At 69.8% G+C, this 22,536-nt stretch carries 16 protein-coding genes; 6 read left to right on the top strand and 10 right to left on the bottom strand.

Annotation, left to right across the window (positions count from 1 at the left end; translation table 11 throughout):
* Positions 1–25 precede the first annotated feature (25 nt).
* The 3 genes from ACFV0Q_RS06460 to ACFV0Q_RS06450 all read right to left on the bottom strand — a co-directional run bounded on the left by ACFV0Q_RS06460 (position 26) and on the right by ACFV0Q_RS06450 (position 3,487).
* Positions 26–814: an ATP-binding cassette domain-containing protein gene (locus ACFV0Q_RS06460; RefSeq protein ID WP_266573386.1), complete on the bottom strand. Its 789-nt coding sequence runs from the start codon at positions 812–814 to the stop codon at positions 26–28.
* 227 nt (positions 815–1,041) lie between these two features.
* Entirely contained in the window at positions 1,042–2,154 is a 1,113-nt protein-coding gene (locus ACFV0Q_RS06455) for a sugar ABC transporter substrate-binding protein (RefSeq protein ID WP_385001335.1), read from the bottom strand.
* A gap of 118 nt (positions 2,155–2,272) precedes the next feature.
* The gene (locus tag ACFV0Q_RS06450; protein ID WP_385001332.1) at positions 2,273–3,487 is read right to left on the bottom strand and encodes an ROK family protein; all 1,215 of its coding nucleotides are present in this window, start codon (positions 3,485–3,487) and stop codon (positions 2,273–2,275) included.
* Positions 3,488–4,060: 573 nt separating this feature from the next.
* Between ACFV0Q_RS06450 and mgtA the strand changes: the two genes are divergently transcribed.
* Positions 4,061–6,781, top strand: coding sequence for a magnesium-translocating P-type ATPase (gene mgtA / locus ACFV0Q_RS06445; protein WP_385001329.1), 2,721 nt, complete (start codon positions 4,061–4,063; stop codon positions 6,779–6,781).
* A 15-nt stretch (positions 6,782–6,796) separates the two neighbouring features.
* Positions 6,797–7,522: an MgtC/SapB family protein gene (locus ACFV0Q_RS06440; protein WP_385001326.1), complete on the top strand. Its 726-nt coding sequence runs from the start codon at positions 6,797–6,799 to the stop codon at positions 7,520–7,522.
* On the opposite strand, the gene ACFV0Q_RS06435 is transcribed toward ACFV0Q_RS06440, so the two are convergent.
* From ACFV0Q_RS06435 to acnA, 4 genes are all read right to left on the bottom strand, one after another.
* Positions 7,515–8,450 (bottom strand): carbohydrate ABC transporter permease, encoded by a 936-nt coding sequence (locus ACFV0Q_RS06435; RefSeq protein ID WP_385001324.1) that lies wholly within the window; start codon positions 8,448–8,450, stop codon positions 7,515–7,517. The two genes, ACFV0Q_RS06440 and ACFV0Q_RS06435, sit on opposite strands and share 8 nt — an antisense overlap.
* Positions 8,451–8,463: 13 nt before the next feature.
* A complete protein-coding gene (locus ACFV0Q_RS06430) occupies positions 8,464–9,408 on the bottom strand; it encodes a carbohydrate ABC transporter permease (RefSeq protein ID WP_385001321.1) in 945 nt (314 codons plus the stop codon).
* 19 nt (positions 9,409–9,427) lie between these two features.
* A complete protein-coding gene (ngcE, locus tag ACFV0Q_RS06425; protein WP_385001387.1) occupies positions 9,428–10,855 on the bottom strand; it encodes an N-acetylglucosamine/diacetylchitobiose ABC transporter substrate-binding protein in 1,428 nt (475 codons plus the stop codon).
* A gap of 304 nt (positions 10,856–11,159) precedes the next feature.
* Positions 11,160–13,889, bottom strand: a complete 2,730-nt coding sequence (gene acnA / locus ACFV0Q_RS06420; RefSeq protein WP_385001318.1) for an aconitate hydratase AcnA — start codon at positions 13,887–13,889, stop codon at positions 11,160–11,162.
* A 326-nt stretch (positions 13,890–14,215) separates the two neighbouring features.
* Here acnA and ACFV0Q_RS06415 point away from each other — a divergent pair, with 326 nt between their 5' ends.
* From ACFV0Q_RS06415 to ACFV0Q_RS06405, 3 genes are all read left to right on the top strand, one after another.
* Positions 14,216–15,745 (top strand): helix-turn-helix domain-containing protein, encoded by a 1,530-nt coding sequence (locus tag ACFV0Q_RS06415; RefSeq protein ID WP_385001315.1) that lies wholly within the window; start codon positions 14,216–14,218, stop codon positions 15,743–15,745.
* 160 nt (positions 15,746–15,905) lie between these two features.
* Positions 15,906–16,397 (top strand): NUDIX domain-containing protein, encoded by a 492-nt coding sequence (locus ACFV0Q_RS06410; RefSeq protein ID WP_385001312.1) that lies wholly within the window; start codon positions 15,906–15,908, stop codon positions 16,395–16,397.
* A gap of 115 nt (positions 16,398–16,512) precedes the next feature.
* Entirely contained in the window at positions 16,513–17,889 is a 1,377-nt protein-coding gene (locus tag ACFV0Q_RS06405) for a cytochrome P450 (protein WP_385001309.1), read from the top strand.
* Positions 17,890–17,896: 7 nt separating this feature from the next.
* Here ACFV0Q_RS06405 and ACFV0Q_RS06400 read toward each other — a convergent pair whose 3' ends face one another.
* Positions 17,897–18,463, bottom strand: a complete 567-nt coding sequence (locus ACFV0Q_RS06400) for a hypothetical protein (protein ID WP_385001306.1) — start codon at positions 18,461–18,463, stop codon at positions 17,897–17,899.
* A 34-nt stretch (positions 18,464–18,497) separates the two neighbouring features.
* Positions 18,498–20,063, bottom strand: coding sequence for an MFS transporter (locus ACFV0Q_RS06395; protein ID WP_385001303.1), 1,566 nt, complete (start codon positions 20,061–20,063; stop codon positions 18,498–18,500).
* A gap of 98 nt (positions 20,064–20,161) precedes the next feature.
* Between ACFV0Q_RS06395 and ACFV0Q_RS06390 the strand changes: the two genes are divergently transcribed.
* Complete coding sequence (locus ACFV0Q_RS06390) at positions 20,162–22,231, top strand: prolyl oligopeptidase family serine peptidase (RefSeq protein ID WP_385001300.1); 2,070 nt, start codon at positions 20,162–20,164, stop codon at positions 22,229–22,231.
* Between the two features lie 67 nt (positions 22,232–22,298).
* Here ACFV0Q_RS06390 and ACFV0Q_RS06385 read toward each other — a convergent pair.
* Positions 22,299–22,536 (bottom strand): oligopeptide/dipeptide ABC transporter ATP-binding protein (locus ACFV0Q_RS06385; RefSeq protein WP_385001297.1); only part of this gene is annotated, 238 nt, incomplete at its 5' end.

Here is a 22,536-nt window from a genome sequence, read left to right as displayed (position 1 = left end):
GGATCGGCGGCGGGGTTGTGGGTGCTCACTTGCGGGCCTCCCCGGTGCGGGCCGCCCGGCGGGTCACGGCGTTGTCCGTGGCCCCGGTGATGGCGGAGATGATCTCTTCCTGCGAGGTGTCGGCGACACTGAAGACGCCGTTGTTGCGGCCCAGCCGCAGGACCGCCACCTTGTCGGCGACGGCCTTCACATCGGCCATGTTGTGGCTGATGAGGATGACGGCGTGGCCGCGCTCGCGCAGCCGCTCCACCAGGTCCAGGACCTGGGCGGTCTGCTCGACGCCGAGGGCGGCGGTGGGCTCGTCGAGGATGACGAGCTGGGGCTCGCCCAGCATCGAGCGGGCGATCGCCACGGTCTGGCGCTGGCCGCCGGAGAGCGAGGCGATGGGGATCCGGACACTGGGGATCCGGATGGACAGGGTGGTCAGGAGCTCGCGTGCGCGGCGCTCCATCTCCACCTCGTCGAGGACGCCGAAGCGCTTGAGCTCGCGGCCGAGGAAGAGGTTGCCGACGACGTCGATGTTGTCGCACAGCGCGAGGTCCTGGTAGACCGTCGCGATGCCGAGGTTCTGGGCGTCGTGGGGCTTGTTGATGGAGACCGGACGGCCCTCCCACTCGATGACTCCGTCATCGATGGGGTGCACGCCGGCGATCGTCTTGACCAGCGTGGACTTGCCGGCGCCGTTGTCGCCGACCAGGGCGACCACCTCACCGGAGTGGATCTCGAGTTCTACGTCGGTCAGGGCCTGAACGGCGCCGAACCGCTTCGAGACCCCTCGCAACGCCAGCACGGGCGCAGCGGACACATGAACCATCTCCTTCGCCGCCTGACCGGCGGGGATGTCGTGCAAAAGAGCAGGAGCGGGGCGGATGGGGGGGTACGACAAACAAGGAACGCGGGGGAAACCCGGAAGGGAATCGTTTCTGCCCGGCGCCCCGCGGGTGGCGGGGAAGAAGGGGCGGGGCGCCGGGCAGGCGCGGGGTCGTCCCACTGGGGCGGGACGTTTCTTCGCGGGGGCCTCGCGAGGCCTCGCGGGGGGCCTTACTTCAGGCCGAGGGTGGCGCAGGCGGCCGCGTACTTGTCGGCGCAGATCTCGTCGGCCGTGTAGACGCCGTCCTTGATGACGGTGTCCTTGATGTTGGCCTTGGTGAGCGAGGTGACCGGGACCAGCACGGACGGGACGCCCTTGGTGGTCGGGCTGTCGACGTTCTGGTTGATGATTCCGTCGATCTTCTCGCCCTTGGCGAGGGCGACGGCCATCTCGGCGGCGGCGGAGGCCTCGGGAGCGTAGGGCTTGTAGACGCTCATGAACTGCTCGCCCGCCACGATGCGCTGCACACCGGCGAGTTCGGCGTCCTGACCGGTGACCGGGGGCAGGGGGGACAGGCCGGCCGCCTTGAGGGCGGTGATGATGCCGCCGGCCATGCCGTCATTGGCGGAGTAGACGCCGATGACCTTGTCCTTGCCGAGCGCCGAGAGCGCTCCCGCCATGTTGGTGTTGGCGTTCTCCGGCTTCCACTCCTTGGTGTCGTACTCCTTGCCGATGGTCACCTTGCCGTCCAGGACGGAGTGCGCGCCCTTCTTGAACAGCGCGGCGTTCGGGTCGGTGACGGAGCCGTTCATCATGACGATCTGGCCGTCCTTGGCCTTGTCGCCCAGGGCCTCCAGCAGCGCCTTGCCCTGGACCTTGCCGACCTCTTCGTTGTCGAAGGAGGTGTAGGCGTCGATCGGGCCCTCGGCGAGGCGGTCGTAGGCGACGACCGGGATGCCGGCCTCCTTGGCCTTCTTGACCGAGCCCGCGATGGCCTTGGCGTCGACCGCGTCGATGATCAGGACGTTCACCTTGTTGGTGATCATCGTGTCGACCTGCGAGTTCTGCGTGGTCGCGTCCTGCTTGGCGTTCGCGTAGACGACCTCGGCCTTGCCGCCGGTGAGATCGGCGATCTTCTTCTCGATCAGCGGCTTGTCGAACTTCTCGTAGCGCGCGGTCTGGTTCTCGGGCAGGAGCAGACCGACCTTGATGGCGTCACCGGCGGCGGCGCCCGACGGCTTCTTCTCGCCGCCCGCTTCCTTGGCACTGCCACAGGCGGCCAGCGAGACGGCCATGGCGCCGGCGGCAACGGCTACGGCGGCTCTACGCATACGAGTGTTCATTACTTGAACCTCCCTGACGAGGCCGCAACACTGCGGCCGAGGTGGATGTGAGTCAACCCCGGCCGCAAGTTTGCCGTCAAGGAGTGAATCCTTAACAAGATGACAACGGTGCCATCCGTTATCTAACTGAAGACATGACAGCTGGAGCGCGCACGCCCATCCCATTTTCCGCCAAAAGCGTCGAATCGCCCATCTCGCTCAGTACGAGGGCCAGCGCGCCGAGCACTTCCGCGCGGCCGCCCAGCGACCCCGTCAGCACCGACAGCTGGCGCGCCGCGCTGGGGATCGCGTACCTCCCCACTGATTCACGGATCGGAGCCAGTACGAGTTCACCGGCCTCGGCGAGCGACCCGCCGAGCACCACCCGGCTCGGGTTCAGGAGGTTGCAGAGGCTGGCCACGCCGCTGCCGATGTGCCGGCCGACGTCGGTGATGACCCGGCGGCAGCCGGGGTCCCCGCCCCGGGCCAGCTCGACGACCCGCTCCATCGTCAACTCCGGCCCGTGGCTGCCCTGGAGGAGCGGCAGCACGTAGCGGGCGGCGGCGAAGGTCTCCAGACAGCCGCGGTTGCCGCAGCGGCAGACGGGGCCGGACTCGTCCAGGGTGATGTGCCCGATCTCCCCGGCGGTGCCGCCGGGTCCCCGGTAGATCTGGCCGTTGATCACCAGCCCCGCGCCCACCCCGCTCGCGACCTTGATGTACGCCAGGTCCTTGACCCCCCGGCCGCTGCCCCAGACCAGCTCGCCCAGCGCGCCGAGGTTCGCGTCGTTGTCGACGTAGACGGGGACGCCCAGGCGCTGCGAGAGCTCGCGCCGCGGGTTGATCCCGGCCCAGCCCGGCAGGATCGCGGTCGAGCCGAGGGTCCCGGACTCCACGTCGATGGGCCCGGGGACGCCGAGCCCGACGCCGATGACCTTGTCGCGGCCGACGCCGACCCCCTCGATCAGCCGTCCGACCAGCGCCTCCGCCCGGTCGAAGCCGTCCACCCAGGAGGCGTCCACGTCCAGCGGCTCGGACTCCTCGGCCAGCACCTGGTGCGCCAGGTTGCCGACGGCCACCCGCAGATGGGTGTGGCCGAAGTCCACGCCGATCACGATGCCCGCGTCCCCGCTGAGCGAGACGCTGCGCGCCCGGCGGCCGCCGGCCGAGGTGTCGGTGACCTCGACGGTCCCGGCGTCCTTGAGCTCACGGACGATGTTGGAGACCGTGGCCGCCGACAGTCCGGTGGTGCGGGCGATCTCCGCCTGGGTCAGCGAACCCGCGAGGCGCACGGCCCGCACGACCCGTTCCAGGTTCGCGCGATGCAGTGAGGACTGCGATCCGGGAGTCTGCACGACTCATCCACTCCTGCCCATAAGCGACGGCCAGCCGTCGCCCCCCGGCCGGTCGTCGCGGCTGTGCGCTCCGAGACCCCGGCGTCTCTCCAACTTGTGAACCTTAAGTCGAGCCTTTGGGTATCCAGACGTCAAGAGGCTGACGCAGCACGAATGGGACACCACTGGCCAAAAGGAGGAACTGGGGCCTCCTCGATCGTGCTACGGTCGCTGAGGCGCCGATCCTCTGCGGCCTTTCCGGCCGGACCGGGCGCCCTGAAGATGACGGCGCTACGCGAGGAGGTGTTCGGGATGAGTCCCGATCGAAGTCCTTGCAGCGCTCTCGTCCGCTGACCTGTTGATCAGCTGACCTGTTCTCGCACGGGCACAGCCTGAGCGCGCACGGCGGCGCTCCGCCGTCTCCGTGCATCCTTTCATTCCTTCCGCATGCCCTGCACCTCGTGACAGGCATGCGTCATCCATGCCCACCGGCGCGTCCGGGGCCCTTCCGTGGCCTCCCGCGCCGACCCATGATCACTCCACGTGACCGCTCGGCTCCGCGCTGCCCGGACACCGTGGAGGGAGGTATTCGTCATGACCATGCTCACCCCTCGTACCCCCACGAAGCTCGCACCGCCGGGCCGCTCCCGCCGCGAGCGCAAGGCCGCCGAACTGGAGGCCGGAACCCGCCGCGTCGGCGAGCGCCTCGCCGCCGTCAGCTCGCGCCCCGCAGTCCGGGTCCTCCAGGACGTGGACACTTCACGGGGCGGACTCACCCACGCCGAGGCGGCGCTGCGCCTGGAGCGCCACGGCGCCAACACCGTCGCCCACGAGCGCACCCCGCGCTGGTTCGTCCAGCTGGCGAAGGCGTACGGGAACCCCTTCATCGGCGTCCTGGTCTTCCTCGCCGCCGTCATGTTCTGGCAGGAGCCCTCGGACCCGGGCGTCATCATCCTCTCCGTGATGGTGGGGATCAGCGGTCTGCTGCGGTTCTGGCAGGAGTACCGCTCGGGCCGGGCGGCCGACGCGCTGAAGAAGCTCGTCACCACCACCTGCGCGGTGCAGCGCCGGGCCGGCAGCGGTTCGGGCCCCACCACCTTCGAGGTGCCCATGGACCAGGTGGTCCCGGGTGACCTGGTCAAGCTGGCCGCCGGCGACCTGATCCCGGCCGACCTGCGCGTCCTCACCTCGAAGGACCTGATGGTCTCGCAGGCCTCGCTGTCCGGCGAGTCCCTGCCGGTGGCCAAGGCCGACACCCGGCCCGAGGACCTCGGCCAGCACGAGACCTCCGACCCGGTCGAGGCCGACAACCTCTGCCTGATGGGCACTTCGGTCACCTCCGGCACCGCGACCGGCGTGGTCGTCGCCACCGGCTCCGGCACCTACTTCGGCTCCATGGCCGGCTCGCTGGTCGGCGAGCGTCCGCAGACCAACTTCGACAACGGCGTGCGCCGGGTCAGCTTCCTGCTGATCCGCTTCATGCTCGTCATGGTCCCGGTCGTCTTCATGATCAACGGCTTCACCAAGGGCGACTGGAACGAGGCCTTCCTCTTCGGTATCGCCGTCGCGGTCGGGCTGACCCCCGAGATGCTGCCGATGGTGGTCTCCGCCAACCTGGCACGCGGCGCGGTGGCCATGTCCAAGCACAAGGTCGTCGTCAAGCACCTCAACGCGATCCAGAACCTGGGCGCGATGGACGTCCTGTGCACCGACAAGACCGGCACCCTCACCGAGGACCGGATCGTCCTGGACCGCTACCTGGACGTGCACGGCGCCGAGGACACCGAGGTGCTGGAGTACGGCTACCTCAACGCCCACTTCCAGACGGGCCTGAAGAACCTGATGGACCAGGCGGTCATCGACCGCGTGGACGAGGCCGAGGAGGTTGTCGTCGACGCACGTTTCTCGATGGTCGACGAGATCCCCTTCGACTTCGCCCGGCGCCGGATGTCCGTGGTCCTGAACCGCAACAGCGTGGTCGGCGCGGCCGGCCGCCCCGAGCACGTCCTGATCACCAAGGGCGCGGTGGAGGAAGTCCTCGACCGGTGCACCCACATGACGGACCGGGGCCGGACCGTCGAACTGACCGACCAGCTGCGGTGGCACGTCACCGGGATCGCCGAGGAGAACAACCGGCGTGGCCTGCGCGTCCTCGCCGTCGCCACCCGTACGATCGCCGCCCCCCGCGACACCTACACCGTCGCCGACGAGGACGGGCTGACCCTGGTCGGCTTCCTCGCCTTCCTCGACCCGCCGAAGGCCTCCGCGGCCGCGGCCCTGCGGGGCCTGGCCGACAAGGGCATCGCGGTGAAGGTGATCACCGGCGACAACGAGCTGGTGGCGGCCCGCGTCTGCGCGGACGTCGGCATCGACGTCGGACAGGTGGCGCTGGGCTCCGGGCTGGACGCCCTCGACGAGGAGGCGCTGCGCGCGCTGGCCGCCCGTACGACGGTCTTCGCCAAGGTCAACCCCGTCCAGAAGGCCCGGATCGTCCGGGCCCTGCAGGCCGAGGGGCACACCGTCGGCTTCCTCGGGGACGGGATCAACGACGCGGCCGCCCTGCGCGACGCCGACGTCGGCATCTCGGTCGACACCGCCGTCGACATCGCCAAGGAGTCCGCCGACATCGTCCTGCTGGAGAAGGACCTCACCGTCCTGGAGCAGGGCGTGATCCAGGGCCGGACCACCTTCGGCAACACGATCAAGTACATCAAGATGACGGCCAGTTCCAACTTCGGCAACGTCTTCTCGGTGCTGGTGGCGAGCGCCTTCATCCCGTTCCAGCCGATGATGGCGATCATGCTGCTGGTGCAGAACCTGGTCTACGACATCGCCCAGCTGGCCACCCCGTGGGACCGGATGGACGAGGAATACCTGCGCAAGCCGCGGAACTGGGACTCCAAGGGCATCTTCCGCTTCATGGTGACCATCGGGCCGATCAGCTCGATCTTCGACATCGCGATGTTCGTGATCATGTGGAACGTCTTCGCCGCCAACAGCGAGGCCGCCCAGTCACTCTTCCAGTCCGGCTGGTTCGTCGAGGGCCTGCTCTCGCAGACCCTGATCGTCCACATGATCCGTACCCGCAAGATCCCCTTCGTCCAGTCCCGCGCCTCCTGGCCGGTGATGGTGATGACCGTCCTCGCGGTGCTGACCGGGCTCTACCTGCCCTTCTCCCCGCTGGCTCCCTCGCTGGGCTTCGTGGCCCTGCCGGCGGGCTACTTCCCCTGGCTGATCGGCGTCCTGCTCGCGTACTGCGCCCTCACCCAGCTGGTGAAGACCTGGTACATCCGCACGTTCAAGACCTGGCTGTAGGAAGGAGGCGGGCCGATGACGCTGCTCACGGAATGGGAAATGGCCGCACACCTGGCGGCCGCACTCGGATTCGGGGCGGTCATCGGCCTGGAGCGGCAGTGGCGGGCCCGGATGGCGGGCCTGCGTACGAACGCCCTGGTGGCGGGCGGGGCCGCGCTGTTCGTGCTGCTCTCGCAGTACGGGTTCCTCAGTGCGGTCTCCGAGGTGAACTACGACGGCTCGCGGGTCGCCGCCCAGATCGTCTCGGGGATCGGCTTCCTCGGCGCCGGGGTGATCATGCGGGACGGGCTGAGCGTCCGGGGCCTGAACACGGCCGCCACCCTGTGGTGTTCGGCGGCCGTGGGCTGCCTGGCCGGGGTCGGCCTGTTCGTGCTGGCCGCCTTCGGCACGGCGGGCGTGGTGGGGGCGAACCTCCTGTTGCGCCCGCTGGGCCGGCGGCTCGACCGCGAGCCGCGCGGCGGGGCCGAGGTGGCCGCCGACTTCCACTTCGAGGCCGTCTGCCTGGAGGCGGAGGAGGCCCACATCCGCCATCGCCTGGTCGACGCGCTGGGCCGGCCGGGCTACCAGCTGCGCTCGATCCGCAGCCAGGACGGCCCCGTACCGGGCCGGGTGACCGTGTCCGCACTGCTGACCGCCGAGGGACAGGCGGGCCGGGCGTTGGAGGAAGCGGTCAGCAACCTCTCGCTCGACCCCTCCGTCTCGGCGGTCAGCTGGTCGGTCGTGCCCGACTCCGCTACTTGAGGGTGGCGGAGGTCAGGCCGGCCTGGATCTGGCGCTGGAAGGAGAGGTAGACCGCCAGCATCGGGATGATCGCGATGGTGGCGCCGGCGAACAGCACCGGCAGGTCCGTCTCGTAGCCCATCTGGTACTGGAGCTGGATGAGGCCCTGGGTGAGCATGTAGCGCTCGGGGTCTCCGGTCGTCTGCGGCTGCATCAGCACGGCGGGCAGGATGTACTGGTTCCACTGGCCCAGGACATTGAATATCCCGACGCTGATCAGGCCGGGCTTGGCCATCGGCACCATCACCTGGAAGAAGATCCGGGTGTCGGAGGCCCCGTCGATGACCGCCGCCTCGTAGACCGCCGTCGGCAGCGTCCGGAAGAAGGAGTGCATGAAGAAGACGGTGAACGGCATCGAGTAGGCGACGTACACCAGGATCAGGCCCTGGTAGGTGTTCAGCATGTCGAAGCGCTTGACCATGAAGAAGAGCGGGACGAGCGCCAGGAAGACGGGGAACATCGCCCCGCTGACGAAGAAGTAGTAGATGACCCGGTTGCCCCGGAAGGGGTAGCGGGCCAGTACGTACGCGGCCATCGAGCCGAGCAGCATGGTCAGCGGGACCGAGAAGACGAGCACGATCAGCGTGTTGGCGAAGTAGTCGCCGATGCCCTTGGTCCAGGCCCGCGCGAAGGCGTCGAAGTGCCAGTTGGAGGGCCAGCTCAGGGCCGAGCCGCCGATCTGCGCGTCGGTCTTGAAGGCACCGAGCGCGAGCCAGATCAGGGGCAGCACGATCATTATCGCCCAGATGGCGAGGAATCCGTGCGAGAAGACGTTGAGGACCGTGCCCTCGGAGCCGCGCTTGTCCCGCTCCTTGGTCCGTCCGGGCCCGCCGGACCGCTCCGCGGCCGCATCGCCCGGAACCTTGATCACTGTGGACTCTGCAGTCATCGTGGCACTCCTCTCAGAACTCGATGCGCTCGCGGCGGGTGGCGCGCAGCGTGATGACGGAGAGGATCATGGTCAGGACGAGCATGACCACGCCCATGGCGCAGGCGTAGCCGCTCTTGCCGAAGTACAGGAAGTTGCGCATCAGGACCGTCGCCATGACCTCGCTGTGGTGGTCGGGGCCGCCGCCGAACTGTTGTGAGGTCATGGTCGACACCAGGACGAACATGTCCATCGCGGCGATGCCCAGATAGACCGCGGCGGTCTGCACAGAATCCCACAGCAGGGGCAGGGTGACCCTGAAGAAGGTCTGGGCGCGCCCGGCGCCGTCGAGCAGCGCGGCCTCGTAGATGTCCTTGGGGACGGACTGCATGGCCGCGGAGAACAGGACGAGGTAGAAGCCGACGCCGTGCCAGACGACGATGAACAGCAGGCACCACAGGACGAGGTTGGGCTCGTTGAGCCATTCGACGGGGTGCTGTGCGTCGATCAGGCCGATCCTGGTGAGGAAGCCGTTGAGCAGGCCGCCCTCGTCGCTGCGGTAGATCGCGCCGAAGAGCACGGCGAGGATGGCCAGGGAGAGGACCTGCGGGAAGAAGTAGACGATCTTGTAGAAGCGCGAGCCGCTGACGCCCTGAACTCCGCCGGCCCCGCTGCGCCCTCCCGCGTTCACCATGAAGGCGAAGAAGAGGGCGAGCAGGATGGTGATCACCGGGACGAACACCAGGAGCAGCAGGTTGTGCCAGAGTGCGCCGCGGAAGACCTCGTCGTTCAGCAGCGCCGAGTAGTTGTCCAGGCCGACGAAGTCGAACGTCGGCGACTGGCCGCTCCAGTTGGTGAAGGAGTACCCGAACGTCTGTACGTACGGCCAGATGACGAAGGTCAGGTACAGCGCGAGGGGCGCGAGGAGGAAGCCGGTGATGAAACCGCCCTTCCCTCTCCCCCGGGCTACATGGCTCATGGTGTCCGTCCCTGCGGTGTCAGCTGCGGTGGTTGTTCTTGGCGTTCGGGTCCTTCGCCGCCTTGTCTACCGCAGCCTGGGCCCTCTTGATCCACTCCTTTGGCTGAATCCGCTGGGCCATCAGCTCATTGGACGCATTCTGGATCTCGGTGTCCATCTCGCTGTACCAGTCGGGGTAGCGGTAGGCGAAGGTGTTGCCGCCCGCCGCCTTGAGCGCCTCCACCGCCGACTGGGTGCCCGGCCGCAGCTTGACGCTCGGGTCCACGCCGTCCTTCACCACGGTGAGCGAGTTGGCCTGCTGGGCGAAGATCGTCGCCCACTCCCGGGACAGCATCGAGCGGAGGAACTCGAAGCCCGCGGCCTTGTTGGCCGCCTTCTCCGGGACGATGAAGGGCTCGTCGACGCCGGCCCGGACGGCCTCGAAGGGCAGCTTGCTGTCGGCGAGCAGCGGCATCGGCAGGAACTTCATGTCGAAGTCCTCCGGGGTCTGCTTCAGCTGCTCGTTCTCCAGCCAGGAGCCGGAGGGGATGAAGGCGGCCTTGTACTGGTTCCAGGCGGTCTGGGACTCCGTGTGGGTGAGGCCGTTGGTGCCCGGCATCAGCAGGCCCTTCTCGACCACCTCGTAGACCGCCTCGACGGCGGCGAGGGCGGCCGCGTTGCCCTCGAAGGCGTTCGGCTCCAGGTTGTCGATCGCCTTCATGGCCTCCAGACCGCCCTTCTTGGCGATCAGGTCCATGATGACGACGTTGATGTAGTACGGGTACTTGCCCTGGTGGGCGAGGCCGCCGATGCCCGCCTCCTTGGCCTTGGTACAGACGGCCAGGAACTCGTCCCAGGTCTTCGGCGGCGCCCAGCCCTTCTCCTTGAAGAGCTTGCCGGAGTACCAGAAGCCGAACACGGCGTACACGTACTTCAGCACGACGTACTTGCCGCCCTGCAGGCCCTGTTCGTAGGCGCCCTCGACCAGGGTGTCGCGCACCTTCTTGGCCGGGTCGTCGAGCGAGGGCGCGTCGAGCACGGCGGTGAGGTCGGCGAGCTGGCCGCCCTTGGCGAGCACGTCCAGCTTGATCTGCTGGGCGCCCGAGTCGTCGATGACGTCCGGCGGGTTGCCGCCGTTGAAGCGCGGCTGGAGCTTGGCGGTGATCTCCTGGGTGCCGAGGTGGGAGCTGGTGGTGCCCCACTTCTTGTCGAAGGCGGCCTCCCAGGCCTTCGCGTAGTCGTCGCCGAACCCGCCCTTGAAGACGACGACGTCGAGCTTGCCGCCCTTGGCGACGCCGAAGGGGTTCTCCTTGGACACGACCCCCTTGTCAGGGCCCTTCGTCGAGCTGTCCCCACCGCCGGAGGCGCAGGCGGACAGGAAGGTCATCGTCGGCACCGTGATCAGTCCGAGTGCCGCGGAGCGCTTGATCAGATCACGGCGCCCGAGTCCCTCACCAGTGGATCCCATGCTCATGTCCTCGCCTTCGTCAGAAGTGTGAAGGAGGCCGGAAATCACGGCGGTTGCCGTGCATGCGGACATCACCGCAGGTCCCCCGCCCATCCCCCGGCCCGGAGCCGCTCGTACCGCGGTGATCCGGACGGGCACAGGTATAGTCCACTTCCGCTCGTGTGAGCAAGATCATGCACACGGATGTCCGTCAGCTTTTCCGAGTTGAGACCTCCCCGAAACCTGGACCCTGCCCGGCAAAACGGAAGGGCCGTACCCCCTTAACGGGGATACGGCCCTTTGGTGCCGATGTGCTCAGCGGTGACTAGCCGCGGATCAGGTTCCGGAGCACGTACTGCATGATGCCGCCGTTGCGGTAGTAGTCCGCCTCACCCGGCGTGTCGATGCGGACGACCGCGTCGAACTCGACACCGGTGTCGGTGGTGACCTTGACCGTGCGCGGGGTGGTGCCGTTGTTCAGCTCCTCCACACCGGTGAAGGAGAAGGTCTCCTCGCCGGTGAGGCCCAGCGAGGCGGCCGTGACGCCCTCGGGGAACTGCAGGGGCAGGACGCCCATGCCGATCAGGTTGGAGCGGTGGATGCGCTCGTAGGACTCGGCGATGACGGCCTTGACGCCGAGCAGCGCGGTGCCCTTGGCGGCCCAGTCGCGGGACGAGCCCGAGCCGTACTCCTTGCCCGCCAGGATGACCAGCGGGATGCCGGCGGCCTGGTAGTTCTGGGAGGCGTCGTAGATGAAGGAGACCGGCGCGCCCTCGACGGTGAAGTCGCGGGTGAAGCCGCCCTCGGTGCCCGCCGCGATCTGGTTGCGCAGGCGGATGTTGGCGAAGGTACCGCGGATCATGACCTCGTGGTTGCCGCGGCGCGAGCCGTAGCTGTTGAAGTCGCGGCGCTCGACGCCGTGCTCCGTGAGGTACTTGCCGGCCGGGGTGTCGGCCTTGATCGCACCGGCCGGGGAGATGTGGTCGGTGGTGACCGAGTCGCCCAGCTTCGCCAGGACGCGGGCGCCGGCGATGTCGGAGACCGGGGTGGTCTCCATCGTCATGCCCTCGAAGTAAGGGGGCTTGCGCACGTAGGTCGACTGCGGGTCCCACTCGAAGGTGTTGCCCGTCGGGATCGACAGCGCCTGCCACTGGGCGTCGCCCGCGAAGACGTCCTGGTAGGACTTGCTGAACATGTCCTCGCCGATGGCGTTCGCCACGACGTCGTTGACCTCGGCCTCGGAGGGCCAGATGTCCGCGAGGAAGACCGGCTTGCCCTCGGTGTCCGTGCCGATGGCGTCCCGGGTGACGTCCACCTTCATGGAGCCCGCGATGGCGTACGCGACGACCAGCGGCGGGGAGGCCAGGTAGTTCATCTTGACGTCGGGGTTGATGCGGCCCTCGAAGTTGCGGTTGCCCGAGAGGACCGAGGTGACCGCGAGGTCGTGCTCGTTGATCGCCTTCGAGATCTCCTCGTCCAGCGGACCGGAGTTGCCGATGCAGGTGGTGCAGCCGTACCCGACGAGGTTGAAGCCCATCTTGTCGAGGTACGGGGTCAGGCCGGCCTTGTCGAAGTAGTCGGTGACGACCTTCGAGCCCGGGGCCAGGGTGGTCTTGACCCACGGCTTGCGGGTCAGGCCCTTCTCGACCGCCTTCTTGGCCACGAGCGCCGCGGCGACCATGACGTAGGGGTTCGAGGTGTTGGTGCAGGAGGTGATCGCGGCGACGGTGACGGCGCCGTGGTCGATCTCGAAGGAGGTGCCGTCGGCCAGGGTGACCTGGGTCGGGCGGCTCGGCACGCCGTTGGCGGAGGCCGGGGCGTCGGAGGCCGGGAAGGACTCCTTGCCCGCCTCGTCGTCGTCCTCGACGTAGTTGCGCACGTCCAGGGCGAACTGCTGGGAGGCGTTCGCGAGGACGATGCGGTCCTGCGGGCGCTTCGGGCCGGCGATGGAGGGGACGACCGTGGAGAGGTCGAGCTCCAGCTTCTCGGAGAAGTCCGGCTCGGCGGCCGGGTCCAGCCACAGGCCCTGGGCCTTGGCGTACGCCTCGACGAGGGCGACCTGCTGGGCGTCGCGGCCGGTCAGGCGCAGGTACTTCAGGGTCTCGTCGTCGATCGGGAAGATCGCGGCGGTGGAACCGAACTCCGGCGACATGTTGCCGATGGTGGCGCGGTTCGCGAGGGAGGTGGCGGCGACGCCCTCACCGTAGAACTCGACGAACTTGCCGACGACGCCGTGCTTGCGGAGCATCTCGGTGATGGTCAGCACGAGGTCGGTGGCGGTGGTGCCGGTCGGCAGCTCGCCGGTCAGCTTGAAGCCGACGACGCGCGGGATCAGCATGGAGACCGGCTGGCCGAGCATCGCGGCCTCGGCCTCGATGCCGCCGACGCCCCAGCCCAGCACGCCCAGGCCGTTGACCATGGTGGTGTGCGAGTCGGTGCCGACGAGGGTGTCGGGGTACGCCTGGCCACCGCGGACCATGACCGTGCGGGCCAGGTGCTCGATGTTGACCTGGTGGACGATGCCGGTGCCCGGGGGGACGACCTTGAAGTCGTCGAAGGCGGTCTGGCCCCAGCGCAGGAACTGGTAGCGCTCCTTGTTGCGGCCGTACTCCAGCTCCACGTTCTGCGCGAAGGCGTCCTTCGTGCCGAACTTGTCGGCGATGACCGAGTGGTCGATGACCATCTCGGCGGGCGAGAGCGGGTTGATCTTCGCCGGGTCGCCGCCGAGGGCCTTCACGGCCTCGCGCATGGTGGCGAGGTCCACGACGCAGGGAACGCCGGTGAAGTCCTGCATGATCACGCGGGCCGGCGTGAACTGGATCTCCTCGCTGGGCTGCGCCTGGGAGTCCCAGTTGCCGAGCGACCGGATGTGGTCGGCGGTGATGTTCGCGCCGTCCTCGGTACGGAGCAGGTTCTCCAGCAGGACCTTCAGGCTGTAGGGAAGGCGGGCGGAGCCCTCGACCTTGTCCAGCTTGAAGATCTCGTACGACTCGTCGCCCACCTGCAGCGTGCTGCGGGCGTCGAAGCTGTTCGCCGACACGACAGTCTCCTTCATGCATGATTTTCGCGCGTATAACCGCAATCCTGCCGCCACACCCTCTGGCCAATCCGCTAAGGTAAGGCTAAGTTAGGTAACCCTTACCAGCGGGGGCGGCTGCGGTGCGCCTTCGGCAGATATCTCGATGTCGAGATAACTCTAGTACATGTCCGGGCGCCGGGACGAGGCCCGCCGCTCGCGGCCCGCCGGAGCGATCCATCGCGCGGCCGCTTCCGCGCGCCCTGAAGGCGCCCACCGGCCCGGAGATGCGATCTGACGATGAGTAACACCCGTCTGCCGCACCCGGCGCGAGCGCCATCTCATATCTGAGATACCTTGCACCCATGGCAGACGACTACCTCGTACGCATCGGCAAGCTCATCCGTGACGCCCGGCAGCACCGCGGCTGGACACAGAGTCAGCTCGCCGACGCACTCGGCACCAGCCAGAGCGCTGTGAACCGCATCGAACGCGGCAACCAGAACATCAGCCTTGAGATGATCGCCCGAATCGGTGAAGCTCTCGACAGCGAGATCGTCTCTCTGGGCTACGCCGGGCCGATGCACCTGCGCGTCGTCGGCGGCCGCCGCCTGTCCGGTGCCATCGACGTCAAGACGAGCAAGAACGCGTGCGTGGCCCTGCTGTGCGCCTCGCTCCTCAACAAGGGCCGGACGGTGCTGCGCCGGGTGGCGCGCATCGAGGAGGTCTACCGGCTCCTCGAGGTCCTCAACTCCATCGGTGTCCGCACCCGCTGGATCAACGAGGGCGTCGACCTGGAGATCGTCCCGCCGGTCCGCCTCGACATGGACGCCATGGACGCGGACGCGGCCCGCCGCACCCGCAGCATCATCATGTTCCTCGGCCCGCTGCTGCACCGGATGGACCACTTCCGCCTGCCGTACGCCGGCGGCTGCGACCTCGGCACCCGCACCATCGAGCCGCACATGATCGCCCTGCGCCGCTTCGGCCTGGACATCACCGCGACCGAGGGCATCTACCACGCGCAGGTCGAGGCCGGGGTCTCCCCCGACCGCCCGATCGTGCTGACCGAGCGGGGGGACACGGTCACCGAGAACGCGCTGCTGGCCGCTGCCCGCCACGACGGCGTCTCGGTCATCCGCAACGCCTCCTCCAACTACATGGTCCAGGACCTGTGCTTCTTCCTGGAGGCGCTCGGCGTCAAGGTCGAGGGCATCGGCACCACCACGCTCACCGTCCACGGCGTCCCCGTCATCGACGTCGACGTGGACTACTCCCCCTCCGAGGACCCGGTCGAGGCGATGAGCCTGCTGGCCGCCGCGGTCGTCACCGAGTCGGAGCTGACGATCCGCCGGGTCCCGATCGAGTTCATGGAGATCGAGCTCGCGGTCCTGGAGGAGATGGGCCTCGACCACGACCGCTCGGCGGAATACGTGGCCGACAACGGCCGCACCCGCCTGGTCGACCTCACGGTCCGCCCCTCCAAGCTCGAAGCGCCGATCGACAAGATCCACCCGATGCCCTTCCCCGGGCTGAACATCGACAACGTCCCGTTCTTCGCCGCCATCGCCGCCGTCGCCCAGGGCCAGACCCTGATCCACGACTGGGTGTACGACAACCGGGCCATCTACCTGACCGACCTCAACCGCCTCGGCGGCCGCCTCCAGCTCCTGGACCCGCACCGCGTCCTGGTCGAGGGCCCCACCCGCTGGCGCGCCGCCGAGATGATGTGCCCGCCGGCCCTGCGCCCCGCGGTGGTCGTCCTCCTCGCCATGATGGCCGCGGAGGGCACCTCGGTCCTGCGCAACGTCTACGTCATCAACCGCGGCTACGAGGAACTCGCCGAGCGCCTCAACTCCGTCGGCGCACAGATCGAGATCTTCCGCGACATCTAGGACATCTCCGGCCGGATACGGCCGAACCGGTGAACCGCCCGAGGCCCCCTCGTACTCCACGGAGAACGAGGGGGCCTCCCGCGTGCGCGAAGCCCCCGCCGAGCCGGGGGCGGGATGGGATGATCGGGAACGTCCGGCACCGGCTCGGAGAGGGGTTCGCATGGCTCAGGGCTGGCTTCCGCCCGCGGAGTACATCAAGACCATCGCCCAGGCGACCAGCTACGCCTGCCTGTACTTCACCGACACGGCGGGGCGGCCCGTGCAGCTGCGCGCCACCTATGCGCACGAGCCGTGGCAGTGGCCCGGCGGGAACATGGATCCCGGGGAGACCCCCTGGCAGTGCGCCGTACGGGAGTGCCTGGAGGAGACCGGGATGGTCTTCGGCGGGGAGCCGAAGCTGCTGGGGACGCACTTCATCGGGCACCAGGGCGAGGCCTGGCCCTCGAACCACATCGGCTTCATCTTCGACGGCGGCACGCTCACCGACGACCGGATCGCCGCCTTCGTCCTGGACCCGGCGGAGCACAGCGAGGTGCGGGTCCACTCCATGGCGGAGTGGGAGGAGATGATGACGCCCCGGAACTTCGCCCGGCTGAAGGTGATCGAGGCGGCACGCCGGGACGGGCGGGTCGCGTACATGGAGACCCCCTGAGAGCCGCCCGGCGCGGGCCGGTGTCGATATCCGGCCGGATGGCCAGTGAGCGCTGGCCCGGGGCGGTACCGTCCCGGCAGAATCGGCCCATCGGTTCGGCGTCAGGGGGACGGCCATGACAGTGGAAGCGGACGCGGGGATCCCGGGGCTGGAAGGGGTTCCGCTGCTCGGGTCCCTCTTCGACCTGAAATCGGACTCGCTCGGGACCTATCTGCGCGCCCGGCAGCGGCACGGGGACGTCGTACGGATCTCCGCCGGCCCGCCCGGCCTGCGCGCCGAGCTGTACTGCGTGTTCTCGGCGGAGGGCGCCCAGCAGGTGCTGGCCTCCGAATCGGCCAACTTCCGCAAGGACAACGCCTTCTACCAGGAGGTCCGGGACTCCTTCGGCAACGGTCTGCTGACCAGCCAGGACGAGGACTACCTGCGCCAGCGCCGGCTCGTGCAGCCCCTCTTCACCCGCAAGCGGGTCGACGGCTACGCCGGGGCCGTCGCCGACGAGACCGAAGGCACCCTGGCGGCCTGGGCGGAGGCTCGGGACGGGATCGTGGACGTCGCCGCCGAGATGACGCACCTGGCGCTGCGCGCCGTGGCGCGGATCCTGTTCGGGACCGATGTGGACGCCACCGTGGACGTCGTCGACCGGTGCTTTCCGGTCATCACGGAGTACGTGCTGCGCCGCGGCTACTCCCCCGCCAACATCCCGCGCGGCTGGCCGACCCCGGGCAACCGGCGGGCGGCCGCGGCGATGGACGAGCTGTACGCCGTCTGCGACGGGATCATCGCGGCGCGCGGGAAGGCGCCCGCCGCGGACGCGGAGGGCGGCGAGGACCTGCTGACCCTGCTCGCCGCGGCCGAGGGCGCGGACGGCACCGGCTTCGACGCGGCCGAACTGCGCGACCAGGTGCTGATCTTCCTGCTGGCCGGCCACGAGACGACCGCGACCTCACTGGGCTTCGCCCTGCACCTGGTCGGCCGTCACCCCGAGGAGCAGGCGCGGGCCCGCGAGGAGATCTCCCGGGTGCTGGGCGACCGGACGCCCGGGGCCGCCGACCTCGACCGGCTCCCGTACCTCACGCAGGTGCTCAAGGAGGCGATGCGGCTCTATCCGGCCGCCCCGGTGATCGGGCGCAAGGCCGTCGCCGCCACCGAGATCGGGGGGCACGTCGTCCCGGCTGGCGCCGATGTGATCCTGGCCCCCTGGGTGACGCACCGCCACCCCGCCTACTGGCCCGATCCGGACCGGTTCGACCCCGGGCGGTTCGCCCCGGAGGCGGAGGCCGGCCGGCCCCGGTACGCCTGGTTCCCGTTCGGCGGGGGCCCGCGCGCCTGCATCGGGCAGCACTTCTCGATGCTGGAGTCGGTGATCGCGCTGGCGATGATCCTGCGCGCCTACGAGTTCGAGGCGGTGGACACCGAGGTGCCGGTCCACACGGGGATCACCCTGCGAGCGACGGGCCCGGCGCGCTGCCGGATCCGCCGCACGCGGCCCTGAGGCGGGCTCAGCGGTAGTCGTCGGGGTGGTCCTGCATCCAGGTGTTGATCTCGTCGCGGGTGGCGATCAGGGTGCTCTGGTGCTTCTTCAGGTTCTCGAAGGTCCGGTCGCCGCCGAGCTCCTCGTCGAGCTTCACGATGGCCGCGATCGGCTCGGGGAAGTGGCCCGGGCCCTTCGGGTCGGCCTTCATCGCGCGGTCCATCCGGTGGAGTTCGTCGTGGACCCGGCCGAGGAAGTAGGCGCAGTTGCCCGGGGTGCAGGACTCGCCCAGGGTGGCCTGGAGGCCCGCGAAGGCGTCCCGGACCTTCTCCGGGGCCGTGGTGGGCAGGCCATCACCGGCCGGAGCGGTGGCGGGCGGTGACATGGCGGGGGTGCTCCCGGGCACCCCGGCCGAAGGCGAAGCGGTCACGGCGGACGATGCGGACGAGTCCGGCGCGGACGGGCTGGACGCGGCCGACGACGGGGCCGGGGAGGCCTTCGGCGGGGTGTCGTCGCCGCAGGCGGCGGTGAGCCCGGCCAGCGTCAGGGTCAGGGCGGCGGTCACGGCCCGTCGGGCCATGGTGGATCGAAGCATCGGTTTCCCCCCGGGATGCGAATGATCGACGACCCTACCCGCCGGTCTCCTCCTGGGCGGCCACCGGGGGGTGGTTGCCCTGGAGCCGCATCAGGTCCGAGGGCCGGACCTGGATCACGAACAGTGCGATCGCCGCGCCGGCCAGGGTGAACAGCGAGGCCGCCACGAAGGCCGTGCTCACACCGGAGGTGAGCACCTGGTCGGCCCAGGGTTTAGGGAGCTGGTGGGTGCGCGCGAAGAAGAGCTTCTGCTCGGGGGTGGAGGTCCGCAGGAAGTCCGGGACCTGGTCCTTGGCCTCGTTGCGGCTGGCCGTGCCGAACACGGTCACCAGGATGGACAGCCCGAGCGAGCCGCCCACCTGCTGCATCGTGTTGAGCAGCCCGGACGCGGCGCCCGACTCCCGGTCGGGCACGTTGGACAGGGCCATCAGGGTCAGCGAGACGAACTGCAGGCCCATGCCGGTGGCGAAGACCAGCATCGGTCCGAGGACGCTGCCCAGGTACGTGGAGTGGATGTCGATCCGGGTCAGCCAGGCCAGCCCGGCCGCGCAGCACAGCGCGCCGGTGACCATGAAGGGCTTGGGCCCCAGCTTCGGGAGCAGTTGCGAGGCGGTGCCGGCGGCGAGCGCGATCATCACGCTGACCGGGAGGAAGGCGAGGCCGGCCCGCAGCGGGTTGAAGCCGAGGACGTTCTGCACGAAGAGGGTCAGGAAGAAGAACATCCCGAAGATCGCGCAGGCCAGGAAGAGCATCATCCCGTAGGTGCCGGCCCGGTTGCGGTCGGCGAACATGTGCAGCGGGGTGATCGGCCGGGGCGAGCGCAGCTCGTTGAGGACGAAGAGGGTGAGCAGGACCACGGCGGCGGCGAAGGAGACGATCGTGTACGTGTCGCCCCAGCCCTCCTGGGCCGCGCGGATGAACCCGTAGACGAGGGCGACCATGCCCAGGGTGGACAGGAGCGCGCCCGCGAGGTCGAAGTGTCCGGGGTGGCGCTCGGATTCACGGATGACGCGGAAGGCGAGCAGCGCGATCACCAGGGCGATGGGGACGTTGACGAAGAACACCCAGCGCCAGTCGAGCCACTCGACGAGAACGCCGCCCGCGAGGACGCCGATCGCGCCGCCGGCCGCCGAGACGGCGGCGAACACGCCGAAGGCCCGGTTGCGGGCCGGGCCTTCGCGGAAGGTGGTGCTGATCAGGGCGAGCGCGGTCGGCGAGGCGATGGCGCCGCCGACGCCCTGCAGGGCGCGGGCGGCCAGCAGCTGGCCTTCGTTCTGGGCGAGGCCGCCGAGGAGGGAGGCCAGGCCGAAGAGGAGGACGCCGAAGACGAAGACGCGCCGTCTGCCGAGGATGTCGCCCGCCCGGCCGCCGAGGAGGAGCAGTCCGCCGAAGGTGAGGGTGTAGGCGCTGACCACCCAGGACAGGCTCTCGGTCGAGAAGTCGAGGGCTGTCTGGATGTGTGGTAGCGCGATGTTCACGATGGTGATGTCGAGAACGACCATGAGCTGGCAGGAGGCGATGACGAACAGGGCCAGCGCGTTTCCGCTCCCTCGGACCTTGCCGTCGGTCCCGTTGGTGGTCGGCAGTGCGTTCGGGTCCACTAGTCGACGCTATGCCCGCACATGGAGGGTCACCACTCGAACGGCCTAGTCTCCACCACCTATAGGCCATGTGATATTTCACATGCCACACTGAGATCATGGACGACTTCCTCAGGCTCTCCGCCGACACGGCCCGGTTCACCCACGGAGCGCCCCGCGCCTTCTCGTTCGGCGACGAGGGCCGCCTCCTGTGGTTCCTGCGCTCGACCGGTCCCACCGACCCGTTCGAAGGCCTCTGGGTGCTCGACACCGCCACCGGCGCCGAAACCCCGCTCGCCGACCCCCGCGCCCTGGCCCCCGAGCCCGGTGAACTGCCCGTCGCCGAGCGGCGCCTGCGCGAGCGGATCCGGCTCGTCGCCGCCGGGATCGGCTCGTACGCGCTCTCCGGCGACGGCCGCCGCGCCGTCTTCCCCCTCTACGGGCGGCTCTACGGAGTCACCTCGGACCGCGCCGACGGGCCCGTGGAGATCCCGACCGCCGGACCGGCCCTGGACCCGCGTCCCAACGCCGACGGCTCGCGCACCGCGTACGTCGCGGACGACGCCCTGTACGTGGCCCCGGGCGGCCGGGTCAGCCCCGACGACGGGGCCCGCTGGGGCGTCTGCGAGTTCGCCGCCGCCGAGGAGCTCGGGCGCGCCCGCGGCCACTGGTGGTCCCCGGACGGGGAGACCCTGCTCGCCGCCCGGGTCGACGAGAGCGCCCTGCCGCGGCGCTGGTTCGCGGACCCCGAGCACCCCGAACGGGCCGCCGAGGACTTCGCGTACCCCGAGGCCGGCGGCCCCAACGCCGACGTACAGCTGTGGGTGCTCGGGCCGGGCGAAGGCGCCCGCGTACGGCTCGACTGGGACGCGGCGCAGTACCCGTACGTCTCGGAGGCGGGCTGGGAGTCCGGCACCGAGATCCTGCTGACCGTCCAGGACCGGCTCCAGCGGAACGTCCTGCTGCTCAGCGCCGACCCCGCCACCGGCCGCACCCGGGAGCTGTCGCGCACCACGCACCCCGACTGGGTGGACCCGCTGCTGCCGGGCACCCCGGCCCGGCTGCCCGACGGGCGGATGCTCACCGCCGCCGACACCCCCGGCGGCGTCGCGCGCGGCCTCGCCCTCGACGGGAAGCCGCTCACCGGCGACGGGATCCAGGTCCGCCGGGTGGCCGGCGTCCACGAGGGCCGGCTGCTGATCGAGGCCGGACTGCGCGACCCCGCCGAGCAGCAGGTGCTGCTGCTGGACCCCGGCACCGGATCGCTCGCCCCGCTCGCCGACGGGCCCGGCGTGCACTCCGTACAGGCCTCCGCCGGGACGCTGCTGCTGACCTCCGCCGACGGTTCGACCCCGACGGGGTTCCGGCGTACCGTACGCACCCCCGACGGGCGGGAGTCCAGCCCCGCCGACCTTTCGGCCCCGCTGCCGTACCGGGTGGTCCCCGTACTGGAGCGGGTCACCGAGCACGGCGTCCCCACCGCCCTCGTGCTGCCCCGCGACCACGTCCCCGGGCGGCGGCTGCCCGTCCTGATGGACAGCTACGGCGGCCCCGGCTTCCAGGACGTGTCCGCCGAGCCGCGCCGCTGGCAGGCCCGGCAGTGGTGGGCCGACCAGGGCTTCGCGGTGGTCACCGCCGACAACCGGGGCACCCCGTACGTCTCGCCCGCCTTCACCCACGCCGTGCGCGGGGGCTTCTCCGAGGTCACCCTGGAGGACCAGGTCGCCGCCCTCCGGGCACTCGGCGCCCGCCACCCCGACCTCGACCTCGGCCGGGTCGGCGTCCGCGGCTGGTCCTACGGCGGCTACCTGGCGGCGATGGCGGTGCTGCGCCGCCCGGACGTCTTCCACGCGGCGGCCGCCGGGGCCGCGCCGACCGACTTCCGCCACTACGACACGGCGTACACCGAGCGGTACCTGGGCCTGCCCCAGGAGCATCCGGAGGTGTACGAGCGGGACTCCCTGATCGCCGACGCGCCGGGCCTGACCCGCCCGTTGCTGCTGGTCACGGGCCTGGCAGACGACAACGTCCACCCGGCGCACACCCTGCGCCTGTCCCGGGCCCTGACCGACGCGGGCCGCCCCCACCAGCTGCTGGCCCTGCCGGGCGTCACCCACATGACCCCGGGCGGCACCCGGGAGAAGGTGATGGCCCAGGAACTGGCCTTCTTCCGCCGCGAACTGGCTTAGCCAGAACACGGAAGGGCCCCGCGGACGCCATTGGCCGCGGGGCCCTCCTTTCTTCCCGTGATCCCCGTCAGTCACCCGGGAAGTGACAGGCCACCTCTCTCGAAGCGGCGAGCTGCAACAACGGCCGCTCGGTGCGGCAGATGTCCCGCGCCTTGGGGCAGCGCGGGTGGAAGGTGCAGCCCGGGGGCGGGGCGGCCGGGCTCGGCGGGTCGCCGAGCAGCACGATCCGCTCGCGCCGCCGCTCCGCCGCCGGGTCGGGCAGCGGGACGGCGGACAGCAGCGCCCTGGTGTAGGGGTGCTGCGGG

It is taken from the genome of Streptomyces sp. NPDC059564 (assembly GCF_042735575.1).
Lineage (GTDB): Bacteria > Actinomycetota > Actinomycetes > Streptomycetales > Streptomycetaceae > Streptomyces.
This window is presented reverse-complemented; position numbering and strand designations above follow the sequence as displayed.

Bases quoted from the DNA above. Each gene is read 5' to 3' on its own strand.
- ACFV0Q_RS06460 (WP_266573386.1), bottom strand. From the start codon at position 814: ATGGTTCATGTGTCCGCTGCGCCCGTGCTGGCGTTGCGAGGGGTCTCG.
- ACFV0Q_RS06455 (WP_385001335.1), bottom strand. From the start codon at position 2,154: ATGAACACTCGTATGCGTAGAGCCGCCGTAGCCGTTGCCGCCGGCGCC.
- mgtA (WP_385001329.1), top strand. From the start codon at position 4,061: ATGACCATGCTCACCCCTCGTACCCCCACGAAGCTCGCACCGCCGGGC.
- ACFV0Q_RS06440 (WP_385001326.1), top strand. From the start codon at position 6,797: ATGACGCTGCTCACGGAATGGGAAATGGCCGCACACCTGGCGGCCGCA.
- ACFV0Q_RS06435 (WP_385001324.1), bottom strand. From the start codon at position 8,450: ATGACTGCAGAGTCCACAGTGATCAAGGTTCCGGGCGATGCGGCCGCG.
- ACFV0Q_RS06430 (WP_385001321.1), bottom strand. From the start codon at position 9,408: ATGAGCCATGTAGCCCGGGGGAGAGGGAAGGGCGGTTTCATCACCGGC.
- ngcE (WP_385001387.1), bottom strand. From the start codon at position 10,855: ATGGGATCCACTGGTGAGGGACTCGGGCGCCGTGATCTGATCAAGCGC.
- acnA (WP_385001318.1), bottom strand. From the start codon at position 13,889: ATGAAGGAGACTGTCGTGTCGGCGAACAGCTTCGACGCCCGCAGCACG.
- ACFV0Q_RS06415 (WP_385001315.1), top strand. From the start codon at position 14,216: ATGGCAGACGACTACCTCGTACGCATCGGCAAGCTCATCCGTGACGCC.
- ACFV0Q_RS06410 (WP_385001312.1), top strand. From the start codon at position 15,906: ATGGCTCAGGGCTGGCTTCCGCCCGCGGAGTACATCAAGACCATCGCC.
- ACFV0Q_RS06405 (WP_385001309.1), top strand. From the start codon at position 16,513: ATGACAGTGGAAGCGGACGCGGGGATCCCGGGGCTGGAAGGGGTTCCG.
- ACFV0Q_RS06400 (WP_385001306.1), bottom strand. From the start codon at position 18,463: ATGCTTCGATCCACCATGGCCCGACGGGCCGTGACCGCCGCCCTGACC.
- ACFV0Q_RS06390 (WP_385001300.1), top strand. From the start codon at position 20,162: ATGGACGACTTCCTCAGGCTCTCCGCCGACACGGCCCGGTTCACCCAC.